The organism is Streptomyces sp. GD-15H (genome assembly GCF_045291515.1).
Taxonomy (GTDB): Bacteria; Actinomycetota; Actinomycetes; order Streptomycetales; family Streptomycetaceae; genus Streptomyces.
The window spans coordinates 230,134-252,326 of record NZ_CP149447.1 but is presented as its reverse complement, the minus strand read 5'-3'; the positions used below and the strand labels follow the sequence as shown (position 1 = coordinate 252,326).

Here is a 22,193-nt window from a genome sequence, read left to right as displayed (position 1 = left end):
GACGCAATGGACCTCACGGTAGATCTTCCGTGGCTCTTGGAGATCGCCCGCACACAGCTGGGCGACCCTGACGTGACGGACTGGGGAGCGCTGGAAGCGGCCCGCGCACGGCACGCCTTCCGCGTCATGGACGAACCCGTATACCCGCGGCCGCATCACCGGGCCGCCGCCCTCTTCCACTCGCTGGCCCGCATCCCGGCCCTGGAGCACAGCAACGAACTCTTCGGCGCGACGGCCGCGGCCGGCTACCTGCACGCCAGCGGCCTGCCCGTGCGGTTCACTGCCAAGGAGGCCGCCGACCTCGCCGACCAGGTGTCCGCCGGGCACGTGGACGTGCGCGCCCTGGCCACGGCCCTGAAGGAGTGGACCGAGCGCGGCTGAGCGCGCTGGGCTCCGGTGTCTGTGCTGATGGCACGCGGAGCGGGCTTCTCGCTGGCTAGCCTGGATTCGCGGCGCCCGCCGCGGGCGGCTGCACGGCGAGAGGAAGTCGATGACCGACCAGGCAACCAGGTCCCACGCCAAGGCGGATCCCAGCGCACTGACATTGGAATTCCGGCATGTCCACCGCCTCATCGATCCTGCCGCGGAGGGCGTCCAGACCTGGCAGATCTCCCTCCTCGCCAACGACACGACGGTGGGCAGTCTGCGTGCGACGCGCGGCCTGTACTGGAAGGCCCACAACCTTCACCAGCGCATGGCCGACGAGCAGTCCTTCCCCGCGGTGGCAGCGGAGCAGCTCCTCCATCCCACCGGTCAATTCCGTCCGGAGTTCGAAGCGTTCGTCGACCTTCCAGGCAGTGTCCTCGTGGTCGACGACCTCCACATCGCCGCGCCCTGGGACGATCCCTGGATCGTCGCGGGGCTGACATCCAGCGTCATTGACCGGCTGACGGACAACCAGTTCGCCGTGGTCCTCCCTCGTGTCTCCGGTGACGCGGAGGCGGCCCTCCTCACGGAGGCAGGCGTCCTGCTGAGCGCCGAGCCGTTCTCCGACGAACTGCTGATCATCGACACGTCGCTCGCCGCCCCCGAGGAGGCCGCGCACCGCGTGCGCGAGCACCTGCGCTCCCGCGCCCGCTACGGCGGAGCCGACCCCTTGAGCGAGGACTGGGACGAGGAGGACGACGACGGGGAGGTGCTCACCGCGCGCACGCGAGCGGTGCTGCACCTGGCCCTTCAGGAACTGTCGGACCAGGCGTGGCAGGAGGTATCCACGCTGGGTGACCAGCCGATCCAGCGGGGCGCCGACGGGCTCTTCGGGTCGCTACCGCGGGTGACCTGGCGCCAGGACGGTCTCTGGCGGCGGCAGATGGCCCGGGCCTTCGACGACCTGGCCGCCGACTGCTCGTCCGCCGCCGAGGTCGAACCGCGCAGCACCGGCGAGGAGATGGCCTTGCACCTCGGCATCGCCCGCGCCCAGGACCTGACGCGCAACCGGCCGCGGCTCGTGCGCGACGCCGTGGCAGCCCTGCCCGAAGACCGCCGGGACTGCGACTGGGGTGCCTGCTCCGACGTCCTCTTCCAGGATCACGACGTGCTGATGCTGTTCGACCACTCCCTCGACGGTATCGAGGACGCCGAAGGCGACATCCATCAGTCACTGGGCATGGTCAATCTCGCCCCGCACGACTGGTTTGCCGCCTTCGACCCCGATCAGGGCCGCGACCCCGATCGCGGCTTCCGCTGCCCATAACCACCGTCCGCCGTCGGATGCCCGGCGGCCGTCACGCCGAGGCGGTGCCGGACACGTCAGGGGCGGCAGGGGGCACAGGCGTTCGCGCAGGTCGGCATTCCGCGTCCAGCGGCGCCGCAGATCCGAGGCCCCGTGCTGCCGCGCGGCGGCGGGCACGAGCTGAGCGCACCCAGCAGTCCGGGGCGGCAGCCGCGGTGCCGGGCTCGGCATCACCGCGGCCCACAGCGTGAACGCCCCTGGGGATCAGCCGCCCCGGGCGGCGGGTCCAGCGCGCAGGGATGGCCGGTTTGCATCATGCGCACTAGCCGAAGAAGGGGAACGCATGTTCGCTGTTCGGGGAAGTGAGTACGGCGCGGACGCAGGATGGTTGGATGCCGGTGTCCGGTGGTGTGACGGATCGTTGGGCACACAGCGGGCCGCGGCTGCGCCGTTGGGGATGAGGCTCGGTTCGAGGGGATGGAGGGCCGGCCGGTGAGTGACCGCAGTGCAATCGAGTGGACCGAGGCGACGTGGAACCCGACCACGGGGTGTGACCGTGTCTCCAAGGGATGCGACAACTGCTACGCGTTGACGCTGGCGAAGCGGCTGAAGGCGATGGGGTCGTCGAAATACCAGGCCGACGGTGACCCGCGGACCTCCGGGCCTGGCTTCGGGCTGACGCTGCACCCGGACGCGCTGCGCGTGCCGTACGGGTGGAAGAGCCCACGCACCGTATTCGTGAACTCCATGAGCGACCTGTTCCACGCCCGGGTGCCGCTCGACTACGTGCGCCGCGTCTTCGACGTGATCGCCGACACCCCGCAGCACACCTACCAGGTCCTCACCAAGCGGGCGCGGCGCCTGCGGCAGGTCGCCGACCGGCTTCAGTGGCCGGCGAATCTGTGGATGGGCGTCTCGGTGGAGAGTGCGAAGGAACTGCCGCGCGTGGATGACCTGCGGCAGGCGCCTGCGGCGGTGAAGTTCCTGTCGTGCGAGCCGCTGCTGGGGCCGCTGGACGGGCTGGAGCTGACGGCGATCGACTGGGTCATCGCGGGAGGCGAGTCCGGGCCCGGGCACCGGCCGCTGGACGAGGCCTGGGTGGCGCAGATCCGGGACACCTGCCAGCAGGCCGGGGTGGCCTTCTTCTTCAAGCAGTGGGGCGGCCGCACGCCGAAGGCCGGCGGCCGCGAGCTGGACGGCCGCACCTGGGACGACATGCCGAACCGCCCGCTGCTTCCTGCGGGCTAGGAGGTTTCGTCGGCGACGTCCTCGGGGGCGTAGAAGCGCACGGTGCACCCTTCCGGCCAGGCGGTGCGCGCACGGACGGGGTCGACACGGAAGGCCAGGCCCTGAGCAGCCAGGTTGTCCAGGGCTTGGCGCAAGTGCTTGTCCATGTGGTTCAGCTGGGCTGCCTGGCTGGACAGCGTCTCCCACCGTTGCTCGGTGCCGGCGTGGGCGCGCAGCGCGATGTCCAGCCGGTCCACGATCGAGGCCTCGTCGAACAGCGACGGGGCGTCTGCCGTGTCGGCGGAGGCGCCCTGTCCGCTGTAACTGTCCAGCTTCCAGGTGACGGGCGCCCAGCACTTCAGGCCGGCTTCGTTGTGGGTGGCCAGGATCAGGTGGTAGCGGGCACTCTGGTTGCTGATCTTGATGCCGAAGCTGCCGGTGAACAGGCCATGTTCCCTGAGTCCTTGCCGATAGGCCGTGGCGAAGGCTTCCTTGCGGGCCCCGGCGCGCCGCTCGGCCGTTGCCGCCTGCCAGTGGTTTCCGCCGAAGTAGGGGGTCATCGTCTTGTCGAAGCCCTCGCGCTGGCAGAAGCGGTGCAGTTCGTTCGTGAAGAGGGTGAACAGCACTTCGTCGCGGGGTCCGGCGAGGCACTGCCTGATCAGCGAGAACGGTGCGCTCTTGAGACGGAACGGATCGATCAGCCAGAGCACGGGGGTTTCGGCGCGGCCGCGGTGGGCGATCCCGGACAGCTGGGCCTGCCGTTCGGCGAAGGTTCCCGGCGGCTGCACGCTGGTGTTCAGCTGCGGCGAGCGGGGCAGTTTGGCGAACTGCCGCTTGAGCTCCTCCACTCGGTCGGGCCGTTCTTCAAGGCAGACGAGGTTGAGCAGGCCGAAGCGCCGATACGCCGTGTGCTCGAGGAAGGTCTTGGCGACCACGATGGGAGAGCCGGGAGGGCCGTCGGTGTACACGCCCGGTCCCGCGAAGGCGTCCACGATGGTGGCCTCGGGAAACTTCTGAAGGATCTTGCCCATCCAGCACTGCAGGTAGTGCCGGTACACGAGGTGCTTGATCTGCGTGTGCGGATCGCTCTTCCAGACGGTCCGCTCCCGCAGTTCCTCCACTCGCCGCATGGTCCCCCCTGACCCCACACCGGTTGGACACCCAGCGTCACCGCTGCGGGACCTGTTGTCTACAACACCAAGTCGGCCACCTCCATCAGGCACGGCTGCCCCGCCCAGCACACGGCTTCGGCCACGCGGCAGGAGAGGCGCCAGCCGGCGATCTCGGTTCCGGCCCTATGCCGGCGCGCTCTGCCCCGCGGTCAGCCGGCCGCTGTTGCCGCAGGCGAACTCGGCACCCGCTCCGGCGCCCGAGCACGTGCCAGCAGCGGAGCGATCACCGGCGGCTGCACCATCGCCGCGCTCTTCCGGGCCCGCGGCCGGCCTCGCCCGCCCCCTCACCGAGCCCGAGTCACGCTCCGCCGCCCCGTAACCCCACCGCTGTGCCCCTGCCGGGCGCGGGCATGCGGGGAGCGATGAATGTCAGAAGCCAGTGAAGGCGAATTCCAGGGGTCGTCGCAACACAGTGATCAATTGGCTGTGGTCAGGAGCTTAGCGAGACGCTCGGCTGGGGTTTCCCAGCCGAGCGTTTTGCGTGGGCGGCTGTTCAGCTCAGCGGCCACTGCTTCCAGGTGCTCGGGGCTGTGGACGGACAGGTCGGTGCCTTTTGGAAAGTACTGCCGCAGCAGGCCGTTCGTGTTCTCGTTCGAGTCGCGTTGCCAGGGGCTGCCGGGGTCGCAGAAGTAGACGGGCATGTCCGTTGCGGTGATGATCTGCTGAGTACGCCGGGCCGCAAGTGCGGCGCCCCAACAACTGGGAGATCGTTTCAGTGCCTGACCTGCCTGCACCGAGCTCGACGGGTGTCCGTATTGCTGGTGACCGCTACCAGTGGCTGGCTGCGTGGCAGGGGTGTGTCGCCGCTGTGCGGGATGCGGCGCTGCGTGCGCCCAACCCGGTGGTGGCGGTCGGCGTCGAGGTCGACGACGCGGGGAATTTGGACGACGTCGTCCTGTACCGGCAGGTGCCGCCGCACACCTACATGCAGGTCAAGTACGCCGCGGACAGCTCCACTCCAGTCAATGAGGACTACCTGCTCAAGCTCAGCGATCGTGGCGGCCCGTCGATCCTGCGGAAGATGGCGCAGGCCTGGCAGCAGCTCGCCAAGGACGGCACTCCAGTCGATCTTGCGTTGCTGAGCAACCGGTCCCCGGATTCTGAAGACCCGCTGATTTCGCTGCGGGACTCCCGCACTCAGCTACTGGTCCCGAAGGCGGCGCAACAGGGCCCGGGATCGAAGAAGGGACAGGCACGCAGACGTTGGGCCGACGGCGCCGGGCTGACCGAGGAGAGACTGCTGGACCTGCTGAAGGTGTTGCGCTTCGACCTGGCACGAGACGTGATGCACCTGCATGAGCACTTGCAGATGTTGATGTTCGCCGCAGGTCTGCGGTTCAACGAGGAAGCCATGCACTCCGGCGCGGACTGGGTGGCCCGTCAAGTCGCCGACGGGCAGCGCCGGTTGTCCCTGGCGGACATTAGGGAGGCGATCCGGGCTCTGCGCCTGGAAACCGGCTCGTCCCGTCCGGTGCTGTCCATCGCCACCCTAAAGCCGGATCCCATGGCGGAGGATGCCGACTACGCATTGGACTGGGTGGACCGCTTCGAGGGAGGCTCACAATATGTGAAGCGCCGTCCGCTGGCCCCAGCGACCTGGGCGCAGCTGCAGGCGGACATCGAGGCCGCGCCGTATCGGATGCCGCCGGGCACCACCACCGTTGCCGTCACCGGCAGTCTGCGTCTGGCACCCGCGTTCGTGGTCGGTGCCGCCTTCCGCATGGTGGCCGGCTCCGACCTTGCCGTGGCTCAGCGTGAACAGCTGTGGTCATCCACCGCAGCGTACGACTCTCCGCTGGCACCAGCCGTCGATGAGCACATCCTCGATCTCGGACCGGATCTTGCCGTGGCCGTCGCGGTCGCCACCGATCTGACGCAGGACGTGCTGGACTTCCTGCGTGAGTATCAGGTGCCCGTCTCCCGGCTGCTGGTCTTGCGCCCGCCTGGCGGGGCGAAGGACAACTCCATCCCGGATGCCGCGACGGCCAGCGCGTTGGCCGTCGGTATTCGGGACCTGCTGCGCCGTGCCTGCCGCGCACATCCCGCGATTCACCTCTTCCAGGCCGGCCCCATGGGCCTGGCCCTGCTGCTGGGCAACCGGTGGAACCGGCTGCGCCCCACCACCGTGTACGAGGACGTCAACGCACAGCAGGTGTACGAGAAGGCCTTCGTCATCGACGCATGAGGGCCCGGTAAGCCCTTACGGTCCCGCCGCCGGAGGCATCGTCGTGCCGCGTGCCAGGTGCATGTCGTGGTGGACCAGGGTGAGGCGGTCGCGGGCCGTGAGCCAGCCCAGCGCGACGGCGACCGGCAGCGGGCCGTGGAAGAACAGCAGCCCCTCCACCGCAGCGGTCCCGCCCAGACGCTGGGCCCACTCCTGCCGGGCTGTTTGCCAGCACTCCCAGACGTAGGTGGTCACCGCGGCGTAGAGGGCGGAATCGTCGGGCAGGTAGGCGTTGCCGGTGTCGATGACGAGGTAGGCGCCGCACGGGCCGTTCGCAGGGACCGGGCCCGGGATCTGGTAGCCGGTGTGGTGTTCTGGCCCGTAGGCGACCTGACCGGTTGCCGCCACGTGGCGGGCGTCGTCGACCATGGAGCCGGCCGACGCCAGTCGTACGATCAGCGCGATCCGGTGACGCTGCTGTCCGGCCGCGTCGGGTATTTCCACCAGTTGCGGTCGCCCGTGCCCGGGAACCTCCAGGTGCTGGCTCAGCTGGCCGCGCTGGTGAGGGCTGAGCGCTGCACGCAGTGAGCTGCTGAGGTCGACTCCAGGGACCACAGAGTGCCCGGCCTGCTGCGACAGGTGCATCACGGCCAGCGACAGATGTGCATCGTCGGCTAGGCGTCGGCCCAGAAGGAACCCGTCTTGCAGATGAGCGAGCACGTACAGTGTGACCTCGGGCTCCGCTCTGCCGGCCGCTCGCAACTCCTCAATCTGGGCTCTCCTGCCGTATGAGTGGGTGTCCTGACCTGCTCTGATACGTGAAACACGCCGTCCCCTGTGACCCTTGAGGTGTTGAGGCTCAAGTTGGATCAAGCAGGAAAACGGCGTGTCTGTCTTCAGGATATGGAAGCGGACGCTGACGGTCGACCACACGGTGATCGAAGGTGTCCGGATCGATGAGAGCGAGCGGTGCGTGATCGTGTCGGTACGGCCCGACGCGCGGCGGCGGGGGCGGTGCGGGGTGTGCCGCCGGCGGGCCCCGGGCTATGACGCGGGACGGGGCCGGCGCCGGTGGCGGGACCTCGACCACGGGGCGATGCGCGTGTTCCTGGAGGCCGCCGCACCCCGGGTGGCCTGCCGGACCCACGGGATCGTGACCGGTGCGGTGCCCTGGGCCCGCCACGACGCCGGACACACCCGTGCCTTCGACCAGCAGACCGCGTGGCTGGCCGCCGAGTGCTCCAAGTCCGCGACCGCGCAGCTGATGCGGACCTCCTGGCGCACGGTCGGCGGCATCGTGGCGCGCGTGGTCGCCGACCGCGACCGGACCGTCGACCGACTCACGGGGCTGGTCCGGATCGGGATCGACGAGATCAGCTACCGCAAGGGGCAGAAGTACATGACCGTGGTCGTGGACCACGACACCGGCCGGGTCGTCTGGATGGCCGACGGGCACGGCAAGACCGTCCTCGCCCGTTTCTTCGACAACCTCGGCGAGACGCGGGCCGCCCGCCTCACCCACATCAGCGCCGACGGCGCGCTCTGGATCGCCGAGACACTGGCCGAACGGGCCCCGGCCGCCCTGCGTGTGATGGACCCCTTTCATGTGGTGGCCTGGGCCACCGACGCCCTGGACGTCGAGCGCCGGGCCTCCTGGAACCGGGCCCGCCACCAGGCCGCCGACACCGACGGCCGCGAGCGTGCCCGGGCGCTGAAGGACTCCCGGTTCGCCCTGTGGAAGAACGAAGCCGACCTCACCGACCGCCAGGCCGCGAAGCTCGCCTGGATCGCGGCCACCGACCCCCGCCTGCACCGCGCCTGGCGCCTCAAGGAAGCTCTGCGGGCCGTGTTCTTGCTGGCCAAGACCCGTCCCACCGCCGCGTTGCAGGCCCTGGACCGGTGGATCGGCTGGGCCCGTCGCTGCCGCATCGACGCCTTCGTCGACCTCCAACGCCGCATCCGCCGCCATGACGACGCCATCCGCGCCGCCTTGACCACCGGCATGAGCAACGGGCTGATCGAGTCCACGAACACCAAGACCCGCCTCATCATCCGCCGCGGCTTCGGCTTCCACAGCGCGGACGCGATCATCGCGCTCGTGATGCTCACCCTCGCCGGCGACAAGCCCGCCCTCCCCGGCCGCCAACCCGCCACGGAGTGACCCACTCATACAGCAGGAGAGCCTCAATCTGCGCATCGATGAGCCTGGCCATGAAGTCGGCCACATCCGAACGGCTCTGCACAGAGCGCTCGTCGGGCCACAGGACCGCGCGATCGATGACCAGCGTCGCGCTGTGCGCGGCGCGGGAAGCGTTCTTCAGCGCCACCACCCGCGAGGCCTGAGTGCGGTCCGCCGGGTACAGGCTGACCACTACGCCGAGCCCACGGGGACGCTGAAGTACCCACCCCACCAGCACCAGGACGAGAGCGCCGGTGAACACCACGACAAATACCCACTGCCGCGTGGTCCACTGCTCCAGGATGCTCGGTACGACACCGAGTGCGACGGCCGTGGAGGCCGCCATCAGGACGGTGCCGCCGCCTTCCCGGGAGAGCAGCAGCCGCCTCAGCTGTCCAAGCCACCTCACACGTGCCTCCACCCTCCGGTCGAATCCTCTCTGCAGTGTCCCGCTGTGTGCCTACAGATGCCGGAGACGCGCGGGATGCGTTTTCCCGGCCGTCGATCGAGGCCCGTATCGGCCCTGGAACTTGGTCCTGGCGGGTCCTCAACGTGAGGCAGCAGCCTTGAGTGCGCCTCCCACCTGCGCAAAGAACGTGGCTCCGATGCGCACGAACGCCGCCGTAAACGATCAACTAGTCCTGGTGCAGGAGGGTTTGTCAGTGGTGGGTCGTACTGTAGTGAACGAGCAGCCGTAAATGCGTGTTTGCGACCGCAGAGCTCCCACCGGGGAGCCAGCGGCCGCGGCGTGCACCCGGGCTGGACGACGCGCCCGAGGAGGCACAACGTATGGGGACTGGCGAGCTATTCGACGCGTTCCTGACGGCCCCCAACGGGGTTGCCAGCCTTCTCCCGGCCGGCCTGGCCCTGTCAGTGGTGTGGGCCAGGCTTAGCGCTACCCAATGCAGCCACATCTAGGATCGGAGGGCCCGATGGCTCACCTCAAGCAGCAGTTCAAGGATGCGCTGAGCTCCATCGAGCCCCGCGACGACAAGACCAATGCACCAGAGGCTCATCGCCTCGTCCGCGATGCCCTCGAAGCCGACTCGAAGCTCGCCGAGTACGGTGTCAGCCCGGTACTGATCGGCTCCTACAAGCGCAACGTGTCCATCCGCAGGATCAAGGACGTCGACGTGTTCGTGCGCCTTGCCGATGTCCCGGCGGACGTCACGTCGACGGACATCCTCGACAGGTTCTTCAAGGTCCTGCATGCGGAGTTCGGCACCGACTCCGATGGGCACCGGCGTACCAAGCGTCAGGACCGGAGTCTGCAAGTCTCCTTCCCGCAGTACGACCTCTACGTCGACGCGGTGCCCGCCCGTCCGTACGGTGACGGGACGTGGGAGATTCCGCAGAAGGGTGATGGGAACAAGTGGGTGCGCACCAACCCTGACGGACTGACGGCGCTGTCGAGCACGATGAATGCGGACCATGACGATTACTACGTACCGACCGTCAAGCTGCTTCGTCAGACTCGTCGTGCTCTGCTCGGCAAGAAGAAGCCCGGCGGATTCTTCATCGAGATGGCTGCCTACCAGGCGTTCGCCTCTGGCGCAGTCTCGGGGAACGACCAGGCGGAGTACTACGTCTCCGCTCTCCGGGAGGTCAGCAAGATCATAAATGACTTCGTGGCTTACGGCATCGCGGTGACAGATCCGACACTGCCCGGACACACCATCCGCATCCGCGCGACCGACGACGAACTGGACGCTGCGCGTACGCGGTTCGCTGATGCCGCAGCGTCGGCGGATGCTGCGCTCGACCAGGAGGACGTGGGCAAGGCCGCGCTGGCATTCCGGAAACTGCTGGGAAAGAACGGCGATGGAGACATGGTGTTCCCGATGCCTCCCGGCTTCAACGAGGACGGCAGCAAGCGTGCATCCGCGATCTCGCCCGGCGCCCGCGTCGTGCCCGCTGGCACGAGGATCTTTGGGTGAGCCCCGACAGCTTTGGCGAATATGTCGCCTACTCACGACAGCACTTCGAGGAAGGCCTCATCCGCGCCGGGTTCAGCGAGGTCGAAGCGGGATGGCAGGGACCGGTCCCGCACTCGGCGGGCACGACCCGTGTGGTGATAGCCCTGCCGCCCCGCTTCCCGTTTCGTCCACCGAGGGTTGCGCCGGTCGATCACGACGCGGTGCCCTGGTCCTGGCACCGTGAGCCGGACGGCACCCTGTGCCTGGTCGCCGAAGACGATCATGATGGACTGTGGTGGACGGAGGCACCCGCGTTCCTCGAACACATCACAGCGTGGTTCGAGCACGCGGACAACGGTTGGACGGACGATCGCCCCGACCTCGATCTCGACCGGTACTTCCAGCCGTCCGCGGACCGGCGCCTCTACCTCTACGACGACCTCGGCCAGTACCTCAACCGCTTTGTCCGCTTCAGCCCATCCAGGAACGGAACTATGCGGATCAGGCACGGCACCCGCCCCAGGAAGGCCCTCCAGCACAGCAAGGACCGCTTCGGATACGTCGCTGGCCTTGGCGACGTGGACGTGCCGCCGCGAACCTGGGCAGACATCTCCGCCCGGATCGAATCGAACGCGGACCTGGAGCGCAGAATCCGTGAGCATTCGGTCGCGGTCGTCGTGCTGATCTACCGACGCGGCGCCCACGAAAGTGCGATCGTGCTGGAAGTAGCGCCCACGAAGGATGGCGGCACCGCTGTCACACGTCTGCGCTCGGGGGCGGACACCGAGGCAGCCAGGTCGGCTCGCGCAGGTCTCCTCGCTCCCGAACTGCGTGGATCTAGGGTCGCGGTCGTCGGCGTCGGCGCTTTGGGCTCGTTCATCGCCGACATGCTTGTGCGCTCCGGTGTCCGTCGCCTCACCCTAATCGACCACGATGTCGTCAAACCGGGAAACGTCGTCCGCCACCTCGTGGGGCCCGACGCGGCCGGACTGCCGAAAGTCGAAGCAGTCAAGCAACACCTCGTCGGACACAACGAGACGATGTCCAGCGATATCGACATCATCGATCAAGCGCTTACTTCGGGCGACGACGCCGTAGACCTCCTGAGGAAGCACGACCTTGTCGTGAACGCCACCGCCGACTTCGCCACCACCGCGCTCCTCCACCTGAGCGCCCGATCACTGGGCACACGAGTCCTTTCAGCGGCGCTTCAAAACGACGGCAGGACCTATCGCATCGACGTGCTGCCACCGCTCGACGACGCCGCCACGCTGCCACCTTCGACGACCAAAGCCGACAGCAAGGCACCGCAACTGTACGAAGCAGGCTGCGGAAGCCCGATATCCCCGACACCGCCCCACGCGGTGATTGAGGCAGCAGCGGCAACCGTCCGCCACGCCATCGGCCTCCTCGTCGACCGCCCCCTCCATCCCGCAGGGGAAACACGCCATCTCCAGTCCCCATCGGAAATGAGCCATCAGTGACCCGGCCCGCAATACGGATCGAGCTGTGCCGCGAGGCATACGAGGCCATCACGTCCGCGACCGCGGAGCATCTACCCGTGGAAACGGGTGGCCTCCTCCTCGGCTACCGGGAAGACGCCAACGTCCTTGTCACCCATGCCCTGGTTATCGACGGAGAGGGAGCGTCCACCCACAGGTATGTGCGCGATGACATCAGGGCAAACGTTCTCCTGGCAGCGTTTCTGGCCCAGCGAGCGGATGACGATCCAACCGGCTACGTCGGTGAATGGCACAGCCATCCCGCTCCGTCCGGGCCGAGCCAGACAGACGTTGCTGCCATGCATGCGACCGCCCGTGCGAGCGACGGCCCGATAGCGCTCCTCGTTTACGCTCCCGGAGGGGCGGATCCATTCTTCGGACTGATCGTCCGACGTCAACGCTTCGGACGCCTCTCAAGCAAGAAGGCAACGGTCCTTCCACCACCATCAAGATTCGAGGCGCTGGGGCCACTACCCGAGGGAGCGCCAGACGGCTGACGCCGGGCGAGGATCCGGTTTACGGCATCGATGAGGCCGATGAGAGCGTGCTTGGCGTCGCGTGCGCGTGCGGTGCACGCTCGGCCAGCCTGGTTTGCAGCAGGTGCCCGACGCGCTCCGCACGCTGTTTCTCCTGCGGTCGTGCGCACCGGACGGGCTGCTGGCGCGGCACGCCGGTGGACGGCGCCAGGCAGGCTGCGGTCACGCGCAGCAGGTCGCCGTCCGCTCTGAACAGCAGTGCCAGCGCTGTCTGCCACCGGTGGTGACGCTGATGATGAAGCTTCCCTGACGGCGGCCATGGCAGGCTCCCCATAGGCGGCCACTTACGGCCCCACTGATGGCCACGGGTTTCCCCGCGTACGGCCAGATATCTCCCCGCTCGCCCCGACAGGTCCTGCTCGGCGAGGCTCGAGCGGGTGAAGAACAGCAGGGAGATCATGGAAATCCTTGAGGCGTACGACCTCACGGGCAGTTACCGTGCCGCGGCCGAGCTGGCCGGGTGCGACCACCACACGGTGGCCCGGTATGTGAAGATGCGGGCTGCCGGCCAGCACCCCGACCGGCGCCGTCACCGGGCCCGCGCGATCGACGACTATCTGCCGAAGATCGAGGAACTGGTGGTCCGCTCGCAGGGCAAGATCCGCGCGGACGTGGTCCACAAGAGGATCGTCGCGATGGGCTTCACGGGCGGGGAACGCACCATCCGCCGCACGGTGGCCGAGGCGAAGGCCCAGTTCAGCGGCCTGGCGCCGGGTCTATCGGCCGTGGGTGACCGAGCCCGGGCTCTGGTTGCAGTACGACTTCGGCGACGGTCCGGTCGTCGGCGGGCGGAAGACCACGCTGTGGTGCGCCTGGCTGGCCTGGTCCCGCTTCCGGGTGGTGATCCCGATCTGGGACAAGACGCTGCCGACGGTCACCGCGTGTCTGGATGCCACGTTCCGCCGGATCGGCGGGGTGCCGGCCTATGTGCTCACCGACAACGAGAAGACGGTCACCACCGACCACGTCGCCGGCATCGCCGTGCGCAATCCGGAGATCGTCGAGGTCGCCCGGCACTACGGCACGACCATCCGCACGTGTCTGCCGGCGGACCCGGAGACCAAGGGTGGCTCCGAGGCGACGGTGCGGATCGCGAAAGCCGACCTGGTGCCCAGGGACGTCAACCTGCGCGAGCACTACAAGACCTTCGGTGAGCTGGAGGCGGCCTGCCGAGCCTTCTGCGAGGAGGTCAACTCCCGCACCCACAAGGCGATTCGGCAAAAGCCCACCGAACGGCTCGCGGAGGAACGCCAGCGGCTGCACCCACTGCCGCGCCGGCCCTTCACCGCCGCGTTCGGCACCACCCGCCGGGTGAACTGGGAGTCCACGATCTCGGTCGAGGCGGTCCGCTACTCGGTCCCGCACCAGCTGATCGACAACCGGGTCTGGGCCCGTTTCCACGGCGACGAGCTGATCGTCACCGCCATCGGCGAGGACGGCTCGGCCCACGAGGTCGCCCGCCACCGCCGCGGCACCCCCGGCACCCCGGTCCTGGACGACGCCCACTACCCGCCGCGCGGGGACAAGGAGGCCGGCCGCACCCCGAGGGCCACCAATGCGGAGGAGACCGCGTTCCTCGCGCTCGGGCCCGGTGCCGCCTCCTGGCTGGTGGAGGCCGCGGCCGCCGGGGTCCGCCGGATCAAGGCGAAGATGGCCGAGGCCGTCGCCCTGTCAAAGCTCTACTCCATAGCGGAAGTCGACCGGGCCCTGGGCACCGCCGCGGTCACCGGCCGCTTCGCCGACAAGGACCTGCTGTCCATCCTCGACTACCAGGCCGTCCACGGCCAGGCCGAGCCGGTCCGCCGCAGCGAGGAGCACTCCCTGCAGCCCGGCACCTCCGCCTGGTCCTCCTTCGGCATCCCCACCACGACCTCGGACGTTCCCGAGTACGACGAAAGCGACCTTGCCTGATGGCCACCCCACTTCGCACCGTTCCCGGCTCAGGCGGCGACCCGCTCGCCGAGGCCATCGAGCTGACCCGACGGCTCAAACTCCCGCACATCCGCCGGTCGTTGACCGACATCATCCCCACCGCCAAGGCGCAGAGGTGGGACCCGGCCGAGGTCGTCCGCGTCCTGCTGGCCGAGGAGGCCGCCGGACGCGACCGCGCCAACCTTCACACCCGCCGCAAGCGGGCCGGCTTCCCCACCGGCAAGACCTTCGGCGACTGGGACGAGACGAAGTCCTCCATCCCCCGCCCCACCCAGGATGCCCTGAAGACCCTGGAATGGATCGGACGCCGGGAGAACTTCTGCATCTGCGGCCCCGGTGGGACGGGCAAGAGCCATTTCACCGAGGCCCTCGGCCAGACCGCCATCGAGGCCGGCCTGACCGTCTCCTGGTTCACCATCGAAGACCTCGGAGCGCTGGTCCGCCGGCACCGCGCGGACGACTCCATCGCCCGGGCCCTCGCGAAGATCATCCGCTCCGACCTGATCATCGTCGACGACATCGGGCTGCTGCCCGTCTCCCCGGATGCCGCCGAGGGCTTCTACCGCCTGGTCGACGCCGCCTATGAACGGCGCTCGATCGCGGTCAGCAGCAACCTCCACCCGTCCGGATTCGACGAGATCATGCCGAAGACCCTGGCCACCGCGACGGTCGACCGGCTCATGCACCACGCGCACATCGTCGTCACCCAGGGTGACAGCTACCGGCTCACCCAGGCCACCAGCGGACAGGGGGTGAAGCCCTTCAGCTGATCCAACCGACCCGAGGGCGGGGAATTATCTGGCCGCCACCGGGGAGGACTCGATGGCCGCCAGTGGGGCGAACTCCTGGCCGCCTACGGGGAGAACCAGAAGGCCGTTGACACTTTTTCCCCTTGATCGTGGACACCTGGAGACTGGGCGGTGTGAGCTCAGAGGAAGCAGTGCCAGGTGGGAAACAAGTACTCGAAGCGGTACACCGAGGAGTTCAAGCGGGACGCGATCGCGCTCGTGGCCTCCTCGGGCCGGACGGTGACCGAGGTCGCCCGGGAACTCGGCGTCAGCTCGGAGAGTCTGCGAGGCTGGGTGAAGAAGTCGAACGGCACCGGGCAGGCCGGCGCGGGGGCGTCGGTGGCCGCCGGTAGCGGGCTGGACGCGGCCGAGCGGGAGGAACTCAAGCGACTGCGCAAGCTCGCCACCGACCAGGCCAAGACGATCGAGATATTGAAAAAAGCGACGGCCTTCGTGTGTCCTGAACGGAGAGGGGCTGCCGGTGTAGGCCGGTAGCAACTGGATGGTGCTGCACAGACGATGAGGGTGTTGGCCCCTCGGAGTCGCCCCCGCGGAGGGAGGCTCCAAACCGGTGCTGTCACGTTGGCTGACAGTGATGATGTTCGTGGTGACGGCGCTGGTGGGTCTGACCCTTTGGCTGACTGACGTCTCGACTGTCCTGTTTCGGATTTGTCGGCCCGCCAACGTCACCACGCACGCGGCCGGACGGGCGCTTGTGACCTCATAGCGCCTCTGTGTGTCAAGCGGCTTGGGCGAGGTGGGTCCATTGGTCTCGTTTCATGATCCGGTAGACCACGTTGGACAGGCGTCGTTTGAGGGCCCTGCGGGCCTCCGAAGGCGTCTTCCCCTCACCGATCTTGCGGAGGTAGTAGTCCTGCCCGCGCCCGCCGTCGCGGATCTGGCAGACGGCGATGGTGTGCAGGACCGAGTTCAGCGCGCGGTTGCCGCCGGTGTTGAGCCGGTGGCGGACGTTGTTGCCGCTGGAGGCGTCCAGGGGTGCGCTGCCGGTGTAGCTGGCGAAGCGGTGCTCGGTGGGGAACCGGCCGACATCACCGACGTGGCCGATGACCTTGGCGGCCAGCACGGTGCCCAGGCCCGGCAGGGTGGTGAGGGTGGTGTGGGTCGCGGCGACGGCCTCGCGCATCTCGGCCTCGTTGTTCTTGACCTGCCGGTCCAGGCGGCGCAGGTCGGCCAGCAGGTCACGGGCTATGTCCCGGCGGCAGTTGTCGGTGGCTGTGACCGGCCGGATGCCCTTCATCAGGGCGGCAGCCTTGTCGGCCGACAGCCCGGTGGGTGCTCCGCCGGGCAGGAGATCGCGCAGGACGGCGTGGAGCCGGTTGAGGACGCGGGTGCGCTCATGGACCAGGTCGTCTCGCCGCTCGGTCAGCAGCCGCAGGATCGTGGTCTGGTCTTCCTGGACTACGGGCCGCAGGTCGTGGCGGAAGAGGGCGACCTGGGCAACGTGGAGGGCGTCTTTGGCGTCGGTTTTGCGGTCTCCTCCGGTGGCCAGCAGCCGGGCCCGGGCGGAGAGGGTGGAGGGCACGTCGACCACGTTCTCACCCGCGGCGGCCAACTGCTGGGCGAGCGAGCGGCCCAGGCCGCCGGCGCCCTCGACCGCGAAACGACGGTCGGGCCACTGCTCGCACCAACGCATCAGCTGGCGGAAGGTGCCGGCGTTGACGACGAACCGGCGCTGGGCCACCTGGTGGCTTGCGGCGTTGACGGCGACGGCGGTGTGGGACGACTTGTGGGGATCGATGCCGATCAGGATCACAGGCTGCTGTCCTCGCACTCGATGAGACAGGAAGGGGAGTGCGGTGGGCACCCTGACTTGAAGTCACCGTGTCACCTTCATGCCTCTGTCGAGCCACACCGCGCGGGTGCCGGCCGGCGGCGGCACGCTATCAATGAGCCAGCCCGAGGGCGGCAAGGAGCACTGCGGGCCCGTGTGTCGGCGTACAAGCGAACGTGCACCACCTCGTACGGATGAAAGTGCACCGTTTTCGGTGCGGTGATGGGGTGAAGGCCGCGAGTCTGCTGCTGTCGGTTCGACGGGACAGGGAGGCGGCTGACGGTGGTCTTGGATCCCCATCGCTGGCTGGAGTTGAGGCGGTTCCGGTCGCTGTACGAGTCCGGCGCGATGAGCCTGCGGGAGATCGCGAAGGAGACCGGGCTGAACCGCCGAACGGTCGGCAAGTACCTCAAGGACCCCGCTTCGGCAGCGCCGCCGAAGAGAGAAGCAGCAGGTCAGCGCCCTCGGCGGGTGGTGGACGAGGTCGCTCCGCTGATCGACGCGATGCTCAGGTCCGAGATCCTGCTCAAGGGAAGGGTGATCCACGAGCGCCTGGTCCAGGAGTACGGGGTCACCATCAACTACCAGCGGATCAAGCTCTACCTTCAGGAGGCCCGGCCCCGGATCGCGGAGGAACTGGGCATCAGCCCGGGCGAGCTGGCGGGTCTGCACCGGCGGTTCGAGGTCGTCCCGGGTGCTCAGGCCCAGGTGGACTGGGGCGATGAGGGCAAGATCCTCGCCCATGTCGGCATCTTGAAGGTCTACTCCTTCCACATGACCTTGTCGTACTCGCGCGACCCGTTCTGCTGCTTCACCACCGGCCAGGACCTGGCGACGTTCTTCGACTGCCACCGCCAGGCGTTCGCGCACTTCGGCGGGGTGCCGATGAGCATCGTCTACGACCGGACCAAGACGGTCGTGCGCCGGCACGTCGCCCCCGGGGAGGCGGTCCCGCTGCATCCGGAGGCGGTCGCCTTCGCCGGGCACTACGACTTCGACATCGACGTGCTGGCCGCCTACCGGCCTCAGGGCAAGGGCCGGGTCGAGCGGCAGGTCGGCATCGTCCGCGACCACGTCCTGGCCGGGCGGGCGTTTGCCTCGATCGAGGAGATGAACGCCGCCTTCGCGGCCTGGGTGCCGCTGCGGCGGGCGAAGGTCCACGGCACCCACGGTGAGGTCATCGGACACCGGGCCGTGCGCGATCACATGGCTCTGCGCCCGCTGCCGCAGACTCCCTATGTGGTCACCCAGCGGCATCTGCGGCACGTCGGCAAGGACTGCCTGGTCGCCTTCGACGCGAACCTCTACTCGGTACCCGCCCGCAGGGTCCGCCCCCGTCAACTGGTCGAAGTCCGGGCCACGAAGTCCCAGATCACGCTGCACTCCACTGTTCATGACGCCAGCGGTCAGACGCTGCTGGCCGTCCATCCGCGGGCAGTCGGCCGAGGCGCCCGCATCGTGGATGAGACGCACTGGGACGGTCTGCCGACCGGCGCCGGCCGACGCGTCACCACCGGCGACACTCTGCCGCCACCCCGCCGCGGCCGGCCGGGCCGGAGACCGGACCGCTGCAGGCTCTGCTGAACCGGGCCGCAGCCGCCCACATCGAGGTCGGCCGCCGTCCGCTGTCGGTCTATGACGAGCTGACCGGCACCCGACCCTTCACCTCACCCGCCCCGACCGAGGAAGCCCGTTGAGCGAGCTGACCAGCACCCGCATCCGCACCACCGCAGTCAAGCTCGGCCTGCCGCACCTGGCCGAGGCCCTGAACCAGTACATCCAGCGGGCCGACGAGGCCAAGATGGGCTACCTCGACCTGCTCGACCTGGTGCTGTCCGAGGAACTCGCCGTCCGCGACGACCGCCGCTTTCGCAACGGCCTGCGGCTGTCGAAGCTGCCGCACCACAAGACGCTGGAGGACTACGACTTCTCCTTCCAGCCCGACCTCGACCCGCGCAAGGTCAAGGACCTGGCCACCCTCTCCTTCGTCGAGGACAAGGCCAACGTCGCCCTGCTCGGGCCGCCGGGGGTCGGCAAGACGCACATCGCCGTCGCCCTCGCGGTCGCGGCCTGCCGGGCCGGCTACTCGATCTACTTCACCAGCCTCGACGACATGGTCCGCCACCTCAAGGCCGCCGAGGACCAGGGCCGGCTGATGAGCAAGCTCACCAGCTACCTCCGCCCCAGCGTCCTCGTGGTCGACGAGGTGGGCTACCAGCCCCTGGAGCGGGCCGAGGCGAACCTGGTCTTTCAGGTGATCTCCAAGCGCTACGAGAAGGGGTCGATCATCCTGACGTCGAACAAGACCTTCGGCGAGTGGGGCCAGGTCTTCGGCGACGAGGTCCTGGCCACCGCGATCCTCGACCGCCTCCTGCACCACTGCGAGGTCGTCTCGATCAACGGCAACAGCTACCGGCTCAAGAACCGCCTCCAGGCCATCGAGCGGGACACCGACGTGGCCTGAGCAGTGGTGCACATAACTTCGTACTCGGTGGTGCACTCAGACGAGTACGCGGACACCGTGCCGACCGACACCCTGGACGCTACGGCTGCAGACCGAGCGTCTGGGGTCGATTCAACAAGTCAGGAGCCTGGAGCCAACTCGTCAAAGCGTCCCCGTGACAGTCCTGTCCGTCCGGCCGGCGACAGCGTGCACCCCACGCTACCGGCGGGAAGGAACGCGGTGACCTCCAACGAGCAGCACAGGTCCGGGCACGTCGTGATCGGCGTCGACACACACAAGCACGTGCACGTCGCAGCCGTGATGGACACGATCGGCGGGATCCTGGCGACCTTGACGATTCCCACCGACACCGGTGGATTCCAGCAACTCCTCGACTGGGCAAACTCATTCGGCAGGATTCTGGCGTTCGGGGTCGAAGGAACCGGGTCCTATGGCGCCACCCTGGCCTCGTTCCTTCGCCGGGCCGGGCACAAAGTGGTCGAGGCCGGCCGCCCGGACCGACGGCTGCGGCGGATGAACGGCAAGTCCGACACCCTGGATGCCGAGAACGCCGCCCGAGCCGTCCTGGCCGGCTTCGCGACGGCCACACCCAAGAGTGCCGACGGCGAAGCCGAGATGATCCGTCAACTCAAGATCGCCCACGACCAGGCCGTCGAACAGCGCACAGCGGCGATGGTCACCATGAAAGCGATGCTTGTCCACGCCCCCGATCCCCTGCGCGACGAGACCGCGGGCAAGACACAGATCGCCCTGGCCCGGTATCTGGCGGCCTTGCGTCCTCGGCAACTGGAGGGCCCCGAGGACGCACTGCGTCATGCTCTGCGCACGCTGGCCAAGCGGTGGCAGTACCTCGACGCCGAGGCCAAGGACCTGACGAAAATGATCGCCGATCTGGTTCACCGCGCGGCCCCACAGCTGCTCGAACCGTTCGGCATCGGCGTGGATACCGCTGCGGAGATCCTCGTCGTGGCCGGCGACAACCCCGAACGCATCAAGTCCGAGGCCGCCCTCGCCAAGCTCGCGGGCATCGCGCCCGTGCCCACCGGCTCCGGCATGACCGGCGGCCGGCACCGCATCAACCGCGGCGGCCACCGGCAGCTGAACGCCGCGATCTATCGCACCGTCATCGTCCGTATGCGCTTCCACCAGCCCACGATCGACTACGTCGCCCGCCGCACCGCCGAGGGCAAGACGAAGCGGGAGATCATCCGCTGCCTCAAGCGCTACGTCATCCGTGAGGTCTACCACCTGATTCGACCCGCCCCACGAACGACCGCCGCCGCGAGTTGACAACTATAGGAGTCGTCCGTGTCCCTGACGTGACGCCTCGCGGGCGTGAAAATGGGTACGGGGCTGTCCGCCGACGCCGTTTGACGCTTGGGCCGTTGAGCCCGCATAGGAGTCTGGTGAGGGAGCCGCCCGAGGGGCCGCACACTGTCGTCTCGAACACGCCGTTCAGCTTCTCCAACTCCCCTCCGGCTCCCCGGACAGCCCCGCCCAAGAGGTGCAGGAGGGGAGGACGGCCGTGCAGGAAACCGGAGAAGAGCAGGACGACGGAACCGTCGCCCGGGTCGCGGCGATCGACATCGCCAAGGCTTCGGCGGTGGTGTGCACACGGGTGCCGCACGACAAGATCGAGGGCCGACGGGTACAGCAGGTCTGGACGGTGGCATCGACCACCAACGCGATCTTGGAGCTGGGCGACCGGCTGCTGTGCCAGGGCATCCAGCGGGTGGTGATGGAAGCGACCGGCAGCTACTGGAAACCCTTCTTCTACCTCCTGGAGAGCCGGGGCCTCGAGTGCTGGCTGGTCAACGCCCGCGAGGTGAAGAACGTGCCCGGCCGACCGAAGACCGACAGACTAGATGCGGTCTGGCTCGCCAAACTCAGCGAACGCGGCATGGTCCGGGCCTCGTTCGTGCCGCCCAAGCCGGTGCGGCAGCTGCGGGACCTCACCCGTACCCGCACCGCGTTCACCCAGGACCGTACCCGGCACAAGCACCGCGCCGAGAAACTCCTCGAGGACGCCCAGATCAAGCTCTCCACTGTGGTCTCCGACCTCTTCGGCCTCTCGGGCCGGGCCATGATGGACGCTCTGGCCGCAGGCGAACGCAACCCCCGCACCCTGGCAGACCTGGCCAGAGGCAGCCTGGTGAACAAGAAACCCGCCCTCATCGAGGCCCTGACCGGCCACTTCGAAGAGCACCACGGTCATCTGCTGCGCGTGCTGCTGGACACCGTCGACCACTTCACCCGGCAGATCCAGCTCCTCGACCGGCGCATCACCGCGCTTGTGGAGGAGATGACCGGCCCGTCCGGTCACGACGGCAGTGCCGGGGCCGCCTCCGAGCGGCCCGGGCAGGACCCGATCGCGTGCCTGGATGCCATCCCCGGGGTCGGTCCGGCAACGGCACAGATCATCCTCGCCGAGATCGGCCTGGACATGGGGCGCTTCCCCACCCCCGAGCACCTGGTCTCCTGGGCAAAGCTGTGTCCGCGGACCATCCAGTCCGGGGCCAAGAACACCGCCGGCCCGGCAGGGCGGGGCAACCCCTGGCTCAAGGGCGCCCTCGGCGAAGCGGCCAACGCCGCCGCCCGCACCGACACCTTCCTCGGCGCCCGCTACCGGCGCATCGTCAAGCGCCGTGGCCATGCCAAGGCCCTGGTCGCCGTCGCCCGCTCCATCCTCGTGATCGCCTGGCACCTCCTCCAGGACCCCGAGGCGCACTACGAGGATCTGGGTGCCGACTGGCACCACCGCCATCTCAACCCCGCCCGCAAGACCCGCGACCTCGTCCGCCAACTCCAAGCCCTCGGCCACCAGGTCACCCTCGCCCCCACGGCCTGAC

Annotated in this window: 18 protein-coding genes and 3 pseudogenes; 15 read left to right on the top strand and 6 right to left on the bottom strand. The window is 68.5% G+C overall.

Features of this window, described 5'->3' with window-relative positions:
- Positions 1 to 6: 6 nt before the first annotated feature.
- The 3 genes from WJ438_RS01310 to WJ438_RS01300 all read left to right on the top strand — a co-directional run bounded on the left by WJ438_RS01310 (position 7) and on the right by WJ438_RS01300 (position 2,920).
- On the top strand, positions 7 to 381 hold the full coding sequence (locus WJ438_RS01310) for a fic family toxin-antitoxin system, toxin component (RefSeq protein WP_406723584.1): 375 nt from the start codon (positions 7 to 9) through the stop codon (positions 379 to 381).
- A gap of 109 nt (positions 382 to 490) precedes the next feature.
- Positions 491 to 1,693 carry a hypothetical protein gene (locus WJ438_RS01305; RefSeq protein ID WP_406723583.1) on the top strand — a complete coding sequence of 401 codons (1,203 nt, stop codon included), beginning with the start codon at positions 491 to 493 and terminating at the stop codon, positions 1,691 to 1,693.
- A gap of 471 nt (positions 1,694 to 2,164) precedes the next feature.
- A complete protein-coding gene (locus WJ438_RS01300; RefSeq protein WP_406723582.1) occupies positions 2,165 to 2,920 on the top strand; it encodes a DUF5131 family protein in 756 nt (251 codons plus the stop codon).
- On the opposite strand, the gene tcmP is transcribed toward WJ438_RS01300, so the two are convergent.
- Positions 2,917 to 4,029, bottom strand: coding sequence for a three-Cys-motif partner protein TcmP (tcmP, locus tag WJ438_RS01295; protein ID WP_406723581.1), 1,113 nt, complete (start codon positions 4,027 to 4,029; stop codon positions 2,917 to 2,919). The genes WJ438_RS01300 and tcmP overlap by 4 nt on opposite strands.
- A gap of 458 nt (positions 4,030 to 4,487) precedes the next feature.
- Positions 4,488 to 4,721, bottom strand: a pseudogene (locus WJ438_RS01290) (IS30 family transposase); the annotation flags it as partial.
- Positions 4,722 to 4,753: 32 nt separating this feature from the next.
- Here WJ438_RS01290 and WJ438_RS01285 point away from each other — a divergent pair.
- A complete protein-coding gene (locus tag WJ438_RS01285; protein ID WP_406723580.1) occupies positions 4,754 to 6,256 on the top strand; it encodes an SAVED domain-containing protein in 1,503 nt (500 codons plus the stop codon).
- 15 nt (positions 6,257 to 6,271) lie between these two features.
- Here WJ438_RS01285 and WJ438_RS01280 read toward each other — a convergent pair whose 3' ends face one another.
- Positions 6,272 to 6,880, bottom strand: a complete 609-nt coding sequence (locus WJ438_RS01280) for a hypothetical protein (RefSeq protein WP_406723579.1) — start codon at positions 6,878 to 6,880, stop codon at positions 6,272 to 6,274.
- A gap of 241 nt (positions 6,881 to 7,121) precedes the next feature.
- On the opposite strand from WJ438_RS01280, the gene WJ438_RS01275 reads away from it, so the two are divergent.
- Positions 7,122 to 8,396, top strand: coding sequence for an ISL3 family transposase (locus WJ438_RS01275; protein WP_406723578.1), 1,275 nt, complete (start codon positions 7,122 to 7,124; stop codon positions 8,394 to 8,396).
- Here the strand turns inward: WJ438_RS01275 and WJ438_RS01270 are convergent.
- Positions 8,341 to 8,823 (bottom strand): hypothetical protein, encoded by a 483-nt coding sequence (locus WJ438_RS01270; protein WP_406723577.1) that lies wholly within the window; start codon positions 8,821 to 8,823, stop codon positions 8,341 to 8,343. The genes WJ438_RS01275 and WJ438_RS01270 overlap by 56 nt on opposite strands.
- Positions 8,824 to 9,346: 523 nt before the next feature.
- Here WJ438_RS01270 and WJ438_RS01265 point away from each other — a divergent pair.
- Genes WJ438_RS01265 through WJ438_RS01255 form a run of 3 tightly spaced genes read left to right on the top strand, consistent with a single transcriptional unit; the run spans position 9,347 to position 12,329 of the window.
- A complete protein-coding gene (locus tag WJ438_RS01265; RefSeq protein ID WP_406723576.1) occupies positions 9,347 to 10,351 on the top strand; it encodes an SMODS domain-containing nucleotidyltransferase in 1,005 nt (334 codons plus the stop codon).
- Positions 10,348 to 11,814: a ThiF family adenylyltransferase gene (locus WJ438_RS01260; protein WP_406723575.1), complete on the top strand. Its 1,467-nt coding sequence runs from the start codon at positions 10,348 to 10,350 to the stop codon at positions 11,812 to 11,814. Before WJ438_RS01265 ends, WJ438_RS01260 begins: the two co-directional genes overlap by 4 nt.
- Positions 11,811 to 12,329: a Mov34/MPN/PAD-1 family protein gene (locus tag WJ438_RS01255; protein WP_406723574.1), complete on the top strand. Its 519-nt coding sequence runs from the start codon at positions 11,811 to 11,813 to the stop codon at positions 12,327 to 12,329. Before WJ438_RS01260 ends, WJ438_RS01255 begins: the two co-directional genes overlap by 4 nt.
- A gap of 19 nt (positions 12,330 to 12,348) precedes the next feature.
- On the opposite strand, the gene WJ438_RS01250 is transcribed toward WJ438_RS01255, so the two are convergent.
- A complete protein-coding gene (locus WJ438_RS01250) occupies positions 12,349 to 12,768 on the bottom strand; it encodes a hypothetical protein (RefSeq protein WP_406723573.1) in 420 nt (139 codons plus the stop codon).
- Here WJ438_RS01250 and istA (WJ438_RS01245) point away from each other — a divergent pair.
- The 3 genes and pseudogenes from istA (WJ438_RS01245) (at position 12,746) to WJ438_RS01235 (ending at position 15,583) form a co-directional block, all read left to right on the top strand.
- A pseudogene (istA, locus tag WJ438_RS01245) lies at positions 12,746 to 14,279 on the top strand (IS21 family transposase). The gene WJ438_RS01250 and the pseudogene istA (WJ438_RS01245) sit on opposite strands and share 23 nt — an antisense overlap.
- A complete protein-coding gene (gene istB / locus WJ438_RS01240) occupies positions 14,279 to 15,070 on the top strand; it encodes an IS21-like element helper ATPase IstB (RefSeq protein WP_406723572.1) in 792 nt (263 codons plus the stop codon). Before istA (WJ438_RS01245) ends, istB (WJ438_RS01240) begins: the two are co-directional and overlap by 1 nt.
- A gap of 177 nt (positions 15,071 to 15,247) precedes the next feature.
- Positions 15,248 to 15,583 (top strand): transposase, encoded by a 336-nt coding sequence (locus tag WJ438_RS01235; protein ID WP_406723571.1) that lies wholly within the window; start codon positions 15,248 to 15,250, stop codon positions 15,581 to 15,583.
- 244 nt (positions 15,584 to 15,827) lie between these two features.
- Here the strand turns inward: WJ438_RS01235 and WJ438_RS01230 are convergent, their stop codons facing one another.
- Positions 15,828 to 16,862 (bottom strand): IS110 family transposase, encoded by a 1,035-nt coding sequence (locus WJ438_RS01230; protein WP_406723570.1) that lies wholly within the window; start codon positions 16,860 to 16,862, stop codon positions 15,828 to 15,830.
- 300 nt (positions 16,863 to 17,162) lie between these two features.
- On the opposite strand from WJ438_RS01230, the pseudogene istA (WJ438_RS01225) reads away from it, so the two are divergent.
- The 4 genes and pseudogenes from istA (WJ438_RS01225) (at position 17,163) to WJ438_RS01210 (ending at position 22,192) form a co-directional block, all read left to right on the top strand.
- Positions 17,163 to 18,577 (top strand): annotated as a pseudogene (gene istA / locus WJ438_RS01225) (IS21 family transposase).
- The gene (gene istB / locus WJ438_RS01220) at positions 18,574 to 19,344 is read left to right on the top strand and encodes an IS21-like element helper ATPase IstB (RefSeq protein ID WP_406723569.1); all 771 of its coding nucleotides are present in this window, start codon (positions 18,574 to 18,576) and stop codon (positions 19,342 to 19,344) included. The pseudogene istA (WJ438_RS01225) and the gene istB (WJ438_RS01220) overlap by 4 nt, the downstream one beginning before the upstream one ends.
- Before the next feature lie 219 nt (positions 19,345 to 19,563).
- Complete coding sequence (locus tag WJ438_RS01215; RefSeq protein ID WP_406723568.1) at positions 19,564 to 20,634, top strand: IS110 family transposase; 1,071 nt, start codon at positions 19,564 to 19,566, stop codon at positions 20,632 to 20,634.
- Positions 20,635 to 20,869: 235 nt separating this feature from the next.
- The gene (locus WJ438_RS01210) at positions 20,870 to 22,192 is read left to right on the top strand and encodes an IS110 family transposase (RefSeq protein WP_406723567.1); all 1,323 of its coding nucleotides are present in this window, start codon (positions 20,870 to 20,872) and stop codon (positions 22,190 to 22,192) included.
- The last annotated feature ends 1 nt before the right edge of the window (position 22,193 follow it).